9 protein-coding genes are annotated in these 8,109 nt (G+C 65.0%); 3 read left to right on the forward strand and 6 right to left on the reverse strand.

The features are described 5' to 3' along the window. Nucleotides 1-9 precede the first annotated feature (9 nt). Nucleotides 10-945 carry an alpha/beta hydrolase gene (locus tag JHD07_RS03455; RefSeq protein WP_291618974.1) on the forward strand — a complete coding sequence of 312 codons (936 nt, stop codon included), beginning with the start codon at nucleotides 10-12 and terminating at the stop codon, nucleotides 943-945. 9 nt (nucleotides 946-954) lie between these two features. Here the strand turns inward: JHD07_RS03455 and JHD07_RS39695 are convergent, their stop codons facing one another. Next, a complete protein-coding gene (locus JHD07_RS39695) occupies nucleotides 955-1,200 on the reverse strand; it encodes a hypothetical protein (RefSeq protein WP_366863940.1) in 246 nt (81 codons plus the stop codon). A 218-nt stretch (nucleotides 1,201-1,418) separates the two neighbouring features. On the opposite strand from JHD07_RS39695, the gene JHD07_RS03465 reads away from it, so the two are divergent. Beyond that, nucleotides 1,419-2,306, forward strand: coding sequence for a hypothetical protein (locus JHD07_RS03465; RefSeq protein WP_291618976.1), 888 nt, complete (start codon nucleotides 1,419-1,421; stop codon nucleotides 2,304-2,306). Here JHD07_RS03465 and JHD07_RS03470 read toward each other — a convergent pair. Beyond that, nucleotides 2,303-2,863 carry a carboxymuconolactone decarboxylase family protein gene (locus tag JHD07_RS03470; RefSeq protein ID WP_291618954.1) on the reverse strand — a complete coding sequence of 187 codons (561 nt, stop codon included), beginning with the start codon at nucleotides 2,861-2,863 and terminating at the stop codon, nucleotides 2,303-2,305. The two genes, JHD07_RS03465 and JHD07_RS03470, sit on opposite strands and share 4 nt — an antisense overlap. Nucleotides 2,864-2,942: 79 nt before the next feature. Next, the gene (locus JHD07_RS03475) at nucleotides 2,943-3,407 is read right to left on the reverse strand and encodes an Lrp/AsnC family transcriptional regulator (RefSeq protein ID WP_291618956.1); all 465 of its coding nucleotides are present in this window, start codon (nucleotides 3,405-3,407) and stop codon (nucleotides 2,943-2,945) included. Nucleotides 3,408-3,565: 158 nt separating this feature from the next. Here JHD07_RS03475 and JHD07_RS03480 point away from each other — a divergent pair, with 158 nt between their 5' ends. Further along, entirely contained in the window at nucleotides 3,566-4,582 is a 1,017-nt protein-coding gene (locus JHD07_RS03480; protein ID WP_291618958.1) for a 1-aminocyclopropane-1-carboxylate deaminase, read from the forward strand. 202 nt (nucleotides 4,583-4,784) lie between these two features. Here JHD07_RS03480 and recQ read toward each other — a convergent pair whose 3' ends face one another. The 3 genes from recQ to JHD07_RS03495 all read right to left on the reverse strand — a co-directional run. Continuing rightward, nucleotides 4,785-6,650, reverse strand: a complete 1,866-nt coding sequence (gene recQ, locus JHD07_RS03485) for a DNA helicase RecQ (protein WP_291618960.1) — start codon at nucleotides 6,648-6,650, stop codon at nucleotides 4,785-4,787. Nucleotides 6,651-6,867: 217 nt separating this feature from the next. Next, nucleotides 6,868-7,611, reverse strand: coding sequence for a polysaccharide deacetylase family protein (locus JHD07_RS03490; RefSeq protein WP_291618962.1), 744 nt, complete (start codon nucleotides 7,609-7,611; stop codon nucleotides 6,868-6,870). A gap of 106 nt (nucleotides 7,612-7,717) precedes the next feature. Next, nucleotides 7,718-8,109, reverse strand: a 392-nt coding sequence (locus JHD07_RS03495) for a homoserine O-succinyltransferase (RefSeq protein WP_291618965.1), incomplete at its 5' end; no start/stop codon positions are given.

Here is an 8,109-nt window from a genome sequence, read left to right on the forward strand (position 1 = left end):
GGAAGATCGATGCCGCTCGATCCGCTCGCAAAGCGTTTGTTGACCATGATGGCGGCGGCCGGGCCGCAGGCGCAGAGCCGGCCGAGCGTGGAAGCGCGGCGGCGATCACTGGCAAAGCTGATGCAGTTCGCACGCGCCGAGGCGGCGGAGGTGACGACCTCGGACGGCACGCTGCCCGGCCGCGCCGGCGAACTGCCTTATCGCCTCTACGCGCCGGCAGGCACCGAGGAGCCCGCACCAGGCTTCGTGTTCTTTCACGGCGGCGGGCTCGTCGCCGGCAGCATTGCCACGCACGATCGCATCGCGGCGGCGCTGGCGCATGCCACTGGCTGCCGCCTCGTCTCGGTCGATTACCGGCTCGCCCCGGAGCACCGATTCCCCGCCGCCGTCGACGACGCCATCGATGCCACCGAATGGGTGGCGCGCGAGGCGGCATCGCTCGGCATCGATGCAAATCGCCTGGTGATCGGCGGCGATTCCGCCGGCGCCACACTTGCCGCGATCGTGTGCCAAGAGGCGGCGCAGTCCGCGGGCCTCTCCATCGCCGCGCAATGCCTGATCTGCCCGGTGCTGGACTTCGAGGAAATCTCGCCCTCGCGCGAGGCCTTTGCCGAGGGCCACCTGATCGATCGCATCACGATCGAGGCCGATCTATCCGACTATCTGCCCGATGGCATCGACACCGCAGATCCGCGCATCTCTCCGTTGCGCGCGACACGGCTCACCGGCCTGCCGACCGCAATCATTCACACCGCGGAGTACGACCCGATGCGCGACGAAGGCAATGCCTATGCCCGCAAGCTGCTCGCCGCCGGCGTCGCTGTCGAGCACGTCTGCCACGACGGCATGGTTCACAATTTCCATGCCATGGGCGCCATCCTGCCGCAGGCCCAGCTCGTGCTGTCGCAGATCGGAGAGCAGGTGCGGCGGGCGGTGAAGGCGTGACAACGCGAGTCACACGCGCGCGTCGAGCACGGCCCTGGCCGCCAAAACATATTCAGGCCAATGCGCGGCCGCGTAACGCTCCGCCTGCCGTGCGCAAGTCACGTCCGGCGCATGCGCCGCGGCAATCATGCGCGCATAGCGTTCCTCGGCAACCGTTACATCAGGGACCGGCGGCATGGTTGTGGCGGCAACAGTGGTCGGAGCAACGGCGAGCCCCGCCAGACCGGTGAGCAGGATACGGCGTGACGTCTTCATGGCCGGCGTCTTCATGGCTGTCGTCCTTCTATTGTCCGGCTTCAGTCGGGCCGTCGACTGTGTCAGCGCGATCACAGCAGGGTAACCGCAGGCGTCCGTGTCGTCCATCAACGCTTGACCACGGAAGCGATCACGTTCCATCTAGCAACTGTTTCCCTCCAAATCGCCACGCGTCGGATCGTTCCGTGACCCATCGCAACCCGTCCCGTCGCCCGGTCTTGCGCGCCATCGCCATGGGAATGCTGTGCCTGAGCCTGCTGTCTCTGGCGATCCCAACAGGCGCGGCCGTCGCGGCCGAAGATGAGGAGGACGAACCCGCCAAGCCGGCGGTGCCCAACATCTATCTCGACCTTCGCACCAGCTACGCGAAGATCCCGGCAGGCACGCTCGGGCTCGGCTTCGGCACCACCTCGCTTTCGGCCGCGCTCCAAACCCTGGCGTTGCGTCGCGGCACGGCGCTGCCGAACGGCTTGCCGGCGGCAAAGGCCATCGCGATTGACCTGCCGCTGACCGTCGACGTCAACGACCGCGTCTCGCTCTATGGCGGCGTGTCGGGCTCGACCGCGGATATCGGCGGCGGCTGGTCGACGTTCGACATCACCAGCTGGAACATCGGCGTGCAGGCCGACCTGTATCAGCAGAACGGCGGCAGGATTCCGACCATAACCCTGCAATCGACCCTGACCCAGTCCGTCCCGAACGAGCAGGGCATGACGAACTCCTTCAACAACATCCTGGAATTCGACTACGCGCTCGACGAGGACGAGACGCGGGGCTGGCTGGCCGGCATGCAATACACCTACACCACCATCGCCACCCCGTTCGCCAGTATCCGGCCCAACACGATCCTCTATGCCGGCGGCTATTATCAATGGCCGAGCAACTGGAAGTTCACCGGGCGCCTCGGCGTGCAGTCGTTCGGCGGCGCGCAGCTCGCCGGACGGACGCTCGCGGAGTCCTTCACCCAGCCGATCCTGCGGCTCGACCTCGATCGCATGGACGACAACGACAACCGCCTGTTCGGCATCACCGCGCAGATCGCCTGGACGCCAAAGCCCGCCTATCAGCTGACGCTGCGAACGCCGCTCTACGCCGTGCGCAATTAATCCGGCACGGGCACGTCGAACGTGTTGAGCGTGACCGAGACCATGCAATAGATGCCGACGAGATAGGACAGCTCGGCCGCGCCGTGCTCGCCGAACTCCTTCACCGCGGCCCGATATGTCAGCTCCGGCAGCACGCCGCCGCTGACCAGTGCCGAGGCCACATCGTAGGCAACCGCCTCCTGTCTGGTGAGGTCCACGGGCCGCTGACCGGCGACGATGGTCGCGAGCTTGTCGTCGGAGAGGCCACGCTGCTCGGCCACCAGCACATGGGCATAGAGTTCGTAGCCGGAGCGGAAATGCGAGCCGGTGACGAGAATCGCAACCTCGCGCACCGGCGCGGGCAGCAACGGGTTCGATGCAACCGCTTTGACCAGCTCCCATACCGGCTTGCCGAAACGCGGTTCTCGGATCCAGGGATTCCAGGGCCCGAGCAGCGCGCCGTCGTCGCGCATGTTCACAAAGCCCTTGAAATGATCCTGCATGCCCGCTCGCATGTCGTCGTAGAGCGGCTTCTGTTCGTCGGTCAGATCCTTGGGATCGAGAATGGGAAGGCGCACGGGAATATCTCCTCGTTGAGAAGGATTGACGGTCGCCTGCATGCCCGCGCGTGGCAAGTGAAGTTGCCGTGACGGTCGCTCAAAATTCCAGCGGCGCGTTGTCGACGACCTCCTTCATCACGAAGAAGGTCCGGGTCTGGCGCACACCGGGCAGCGCGATCAGCTGCTCGCCGTGGATGCGGTTGAAATCCTCCATGTCGCCGACCCGGATCTTGAGGAAGTAGTCGAAGTCGCCGGCGACGAGATGGCAGTCGAGCACGAATTTCAACTTGGCGATGGCCTGCTCGAAGGTGGCGAAGCTCTCCGGCGTCGAGCGGTCGAGCACGACGCCGACCATCACGAGCGTGCCCTTCGCCACCTTCTTCGGCGCAACCATGGCGCGCACGGTGGCAATAAAGCCGTCCTGGAACAGTCGCTGGGTGCGGCGATGGCAGGTGGCGGGGCTGATGGCGACGGTCTCGGCCAGCTCGGCATTGCTGAGCCGGCCGTTATTTTGCAGCAATCTCAACATCTTGAGATCAATTCGATCGAGCCGGGCAGACATGAAAGAACCTTCCGGATATTCTGCATAGAACGGAAGAAATAATGCCATATTGCTTCGGTTCTGCAAGATGTGGCGCAGTAGTGGCGCAAAATTTGAGAGCACATTCTTCGACGCCAATGCTAGCGACCTCCCAGAACCACGCAGCAACGGGATGACCTATGAAGCTCGACCAATTTGCACGCTATCCGCTGACCTTCGGCCCAACGCCCATCGAAAAGCTCGAGCGCTTGTCAAAACATCTCGGCGGCAACGTCGAGGTCTATGCCAAGCGCGAGGACTGCAATTCCGGTCTCGCCTATGGCGGCAACAAGCTGCGCAAGCTCGAATACATCATTCCGGACGCGATCGCCTCGAACGCCGACACGCTGGTTTCGATCGGCGGCGTGCAGTCCAACCACACCCGCATGATCGCCGCGGTCGCGGCCAAGCTCGGCATGAAGTGCCGCCTGGTGCAGGAAGCCTGGGTACCGCACGAGGACGCGGTCTATGACCGCGTCGGCAACATCATGCTCTCGCGCATCATGGGCGCCGACGTGCGCCTGGTCGACGACGGCTTCGACATCGGCATCCGCAAGAGCTGGGAGCAGGCAATCGAGGAGGTGAAGGCGGCGGGCGGCAAGCCCTACCCGATTCCCGCCGGCGCCTCCGTGCACAAATTCGGCGGGCTCGGCTATGTCGGCTTCGCCGAGGAGGTGCGCAAGCAGGAAGCCGAGCTCGGCTTCAAGTTCGACTACATCGTGGTCTGCACCGTGACCGGCTCCACCCATGCCGGCATGCTGGTCGGGTTCGCAGCCGACGGACGCGCCCGCAAGGTGATCGGCATCGACGCCTCTTTCACGCCTGATCAGACCAAGGCCCAGGTGCTCGAGATTGCGCAGAACACGGCAAGGCTGGTCGAGCTCGGCAAGGAGCTCGTTGCCGACGACGTCGTGCTGATCGAGGACTACGCCTATCCCGCCTATGGCGTGCCATCGGAAGAAACCAAGGAGGCCATCCGCCTCACCGCACGCCTCGAGGGCATGATCACCGACCCCGTCTACGAGGGCAAGTCGATGCAGGGCCTGATCGATCTTGCGAAGAAGGGCTATTTCGAGAAGGGCGCGAAGATCCTCTACGCCCATCTCGGCGGCGCGCCGGCGCTGAACGGATATGCGTATGCGTTCCGGAACGGGTGAGTGAGGGCGTAGCTCTCTCGCCTCTTCTCCACTGTCGTCCCGGGGCGCGACGAAGTCGCGAGCCCGGGACCCATACGCCGCAGCAATCGTTTTGCAAAGATTAGTGATGGCCGGCCTGCCGTCACCACATCGGCCTGTGGTTATGGATCCCGGATCTGCGCTTCGCTTGTCCGGGATGACGGCGGAGTTTTTGGCTCGCGCCCTACCGCGTCCTGATGATCTGCAACAGCTCGTCGCCGTAATGCTCGAGCTTCTTGTCGCCGATCCCCGGCACGTTGCGAAGCTCGTCCAGCGTCGTTGGCCAGGCCCGAACGATGCCGTCGATGGTCGCGTCGTGCAGCACCACATAGGCGGGCACGCCACGTCCGCGGGCGACATCCGAACGCCAGGATCGCAGGCGCGCGCGCAGCTCGGGATCGACATCGCCCTGCGGCGCGTTGGCCGCGGGCGCCAGATCGCCGCGGCGGGATTTGGTGCGGCTGGACCGGACCCGGGTGCCCGGCGCCTCCTCGCGCAGCCACACCTCGGTCTCGCCGCGCAGGACACCGCGCGAAGAGTCCGTCAGCTTCAGCGCGCCGAACGCTTCGCTGTCGCTCTGCAAATGGCCCATCGCCACGAGTTGGCGCAGCACCGTGCGCCACTGCTTTTCGTTGAGCTCGCGGCCGATCCCGAACACCGACAGCTTGTCGTGGCCGAACTGCGTCACCTTCTCGGTCAGGCGCCCGACCAATACGTCGATCAGGTGCATCGCGCCGAAGCGCTGCCCGGTGCGGTAGACGCATGAGAGCAGCTTCTGCGCCAGCACCTTGCCTTCGCGCATCTTGGGCGGAGTCAGGCAATTGTCGCAATTGCCGCAATTCTCGGCCATGACGATCTCGCCGAAATAGGCGAGCAGCCGCCGGCGCCGGCAATGCGGCGTCTCGGCGAGACCGACCAGCGCATCCAGCTTGCCGATTGAGACCCGCTTGAACTCGTCGGAGGCGCTGGACTCGTCGATCATGCGGCGCTGCTGCACGATGTCCGAGAGCCCATAGGCCATCCAGGCCGCCGACGGCTTTCCGTCGCGGCCGGCGCGCCCGGTCTCCTGGTAATACGCCTCGATGCTCTTGGGCAGGTCGAGATGGGCGACGAAGCGCACGTCGGGCTTGTCGATGCCCATGCCGAAGGCGATGGTCGCGACGATGACGATGCCGTCCTCGTTGAGGAAGCGGTCCTGATTGCGTGAGCGTACGCTTCCGTCGAGGCCGGCGTGATAGGGCAGTGCGGCAATGCCGGCGTCCTGAAGCGCGGCGGCGACCTCCTCGACGCGGTTGCGCGAGAGGCAATAGACCACGCCGGCATCGCCCATGTGGCGCTCGCGGATAAACTCCTTCAGCTGCGACACCGCGTTGCGCTTGTCGACGATCTCGTAGCGGATGTTGGGCCGGTCGAAGCTGGAGACGAATTGCGGCGCCCCCGTCAGCTGAAGCCGCTCGACGATCTCCTTGCGCGTCAACTCGTCGGCGGTTGCGGTCAGCGCGATGCGCGGCACGTCGGGAAAACGCTCGGCGATGACGGAGAGGCCGACATATTCAGGGCGGAAATCATGGCCCCATTGCGAGACGCAATGCGCTTCGTCGATGGCGAACAGCGACACCTTGGCCTGCGCCAGCAGCGACAGGAAGCGCGGCGTAACCAGCCGTTCCGGCGCAACATACAGCAGGTCGAGATCGCCCGCGAGCAGGCGCCGTTCGACGTCGGACGCCTGCTGCGACGTCAGTGACGAGTTCAGCGCGGCGGCATTGACGCCGGCCTCGATCAGCCCGGCGACCTGGTCGCGCATCAAGGCGATCAATGGCGAGACCACGATGCCGCAGCCCTCGCGCAGCAGGGACGGAAGCTGATAGCACAGCGACTTGCCGCCGCCGGTCGGCATCAGCACGAGGCAATTGCCGCCACCTGTGACATGCCCGATGATCTCCCCCTGGGCGCCGCGAAAACCCGGCAGGCCGAAAACGGAATTCAGCACCGAGAGCGCATCGCGGCCGTTGGCCGGCGCAGGCAGTGGAGCCGTGGAGGGAGCGGACATGGGCGGAACAGGTCAGGCCGAGAGATTCATCACAAGGCCAGTCGCATGCTGGCGCCGGTGTGGCAAGACTGTTTGGAGGCGAGCGACCGCAGCTTACGAGGAGAGGGTCGGGTTGAGCAGCATTTCTCCGCAGATGAGATGCATGTGAGGCCTGCACCCCCCCACCCCGGATCGCAAGGCGATTCGACCTCTCCCCCGCGAGCGGAGAGAGGTTGGCCTACGCCCCGATCCGTCGCAGCGCTTCCGCAACCGTCACGATCGGCATGTTGCGCTTGCAGGCGGCTTCCAGCGCATGGCGCATCAGGTGCGGCGTGCAGCCATAGGGGCTTGGCTCGTCGCTGACGTCGTGACCGTAGAAGATCAGCCAGCCGCCGCTTGACACCGCCTCGTCGAAATAGCGATCGACTCCCGCCCCGTCGATCTCGCAATCGATCAGGGGCGAGGCGCGCAGGAATTGGAGATCGATGACATCGCTGTTGACGCCGGGAAGAATGCCACGCGCGGAGCGGAAGGCTTTAGCGAGTTGCGGCTTGCGCCAGACAGAGGCGATCCCGTAGGGGTAGGCGAAATTCTCCAGCGTGATCGAGGAATCGATCCCGTGAAAAAACGAGCGGTTCCGCTCGATCTCGCGAGCCATCGCCGCCTCGTCGAGCCTGGCCGAGTTCCGGTGAGAATAGGTATGGCAGGCAATCTCGTGGCCGGTGTGGTGAAGCCGCACGATCGCATCATTCGACAGACCGTGCCAATGGACCGATGGCTGATCGATCAGGCTGCCGGCGAGATAGAACGTCCCGCGGCCGCCATGCTGCTCCAGCAGCGCGGCGCCCTCACCTGCGGCGCTATCGGGAGCATCGTCGAAGGTAAAGCTCACCATCGGCGCATGCGCGGGCAGTCGGTGCGGCGCGGCGCGGAAATGCCGGGCCAGCCGATTGCTCACACGTCCCTGAAGTGCCGACCACACGCTACGTTTCCCGTGATTCCCGATCCCGCCACTGAAACATTCACGCGCAGCTTGGGGCAACCCTAACGCCAGGGTAATCCTAACGCGCACCCAACACCGCTTCGACTTAACGTGCCGCCACCGGGGCGTCGGCGTCCGCACCGAGATAGCGCAACCAGTTGCCAAATAGCACCGCCGCCGCGTTTCCAGCGCCGATATCGGTGCGCAAGTTCAACCTGGGCAACTCGTTGGTGAGCGCCGGATGGCGCTGGTGCGCCGCCTTCCTCTCGAAGCGAGCCAGCTTCTCCTCGGTCGCTGCGTCAAAATAACTCACCGGCAGACGCGGATAGCTGTCGCGCTCGCGCGCGAGATAGCGGCCGATGTCGCGCAGATACTCCCGCTGGAGCGACAGCGCGTCATATTCCGGATGACCCTGGAAGAACACGAAGCGGCTGGCATATTGGCGAACGAAGACGTCGACGCCGGCCTGCTCAGAGCGTGTCAGCACCCGATAGCCGG

Source organism: Bradyrhizobium sp., assembly GCF_016462955.1.
GTDB lineage: Bacteria > Pseudomonadota > Alphaproteobacteria > Rhizobiales > Xanthobacteraceae > Bradyrhizobium.

Coding starts and splice junctions, on each gene's coding strand:
- JHD07_RS03455 (WP_291618974.1), top strand. CDS start 10: ATGCCGCTCGATCCGCTCGCAAAGCGTTTGTTGACCATGATGGCGGCG.
- JHD07_RS39695 (WP_366863940.1), bottom strand. CDS start 1,200: ATGAAGACGTCACGCCGTATCCTGCTCACCGGTCTGGCGGGGCTCGCC.
- JHD07_RS03475 (WP_291618956.1), bottom strand. CDS start 3,407: ATGTCTGCCCGGCTCGATCGAATTGATCTCAAGATGTTGAGATTGCTG.
- JHD07_RS03480 (WP_291618958.1), top strand. CDS start 3,566: ATGAAGCTCGACCAATTTGCACGCTATCCGCTGACCTTCGGCCCAACG.
- recQ (WP_291618960.1), bottom strand. CDS start 6,650: ATGTCCGCTCCCTCCACGGCTCCACTGCCTGCGCCGGCCAACGGCCGC.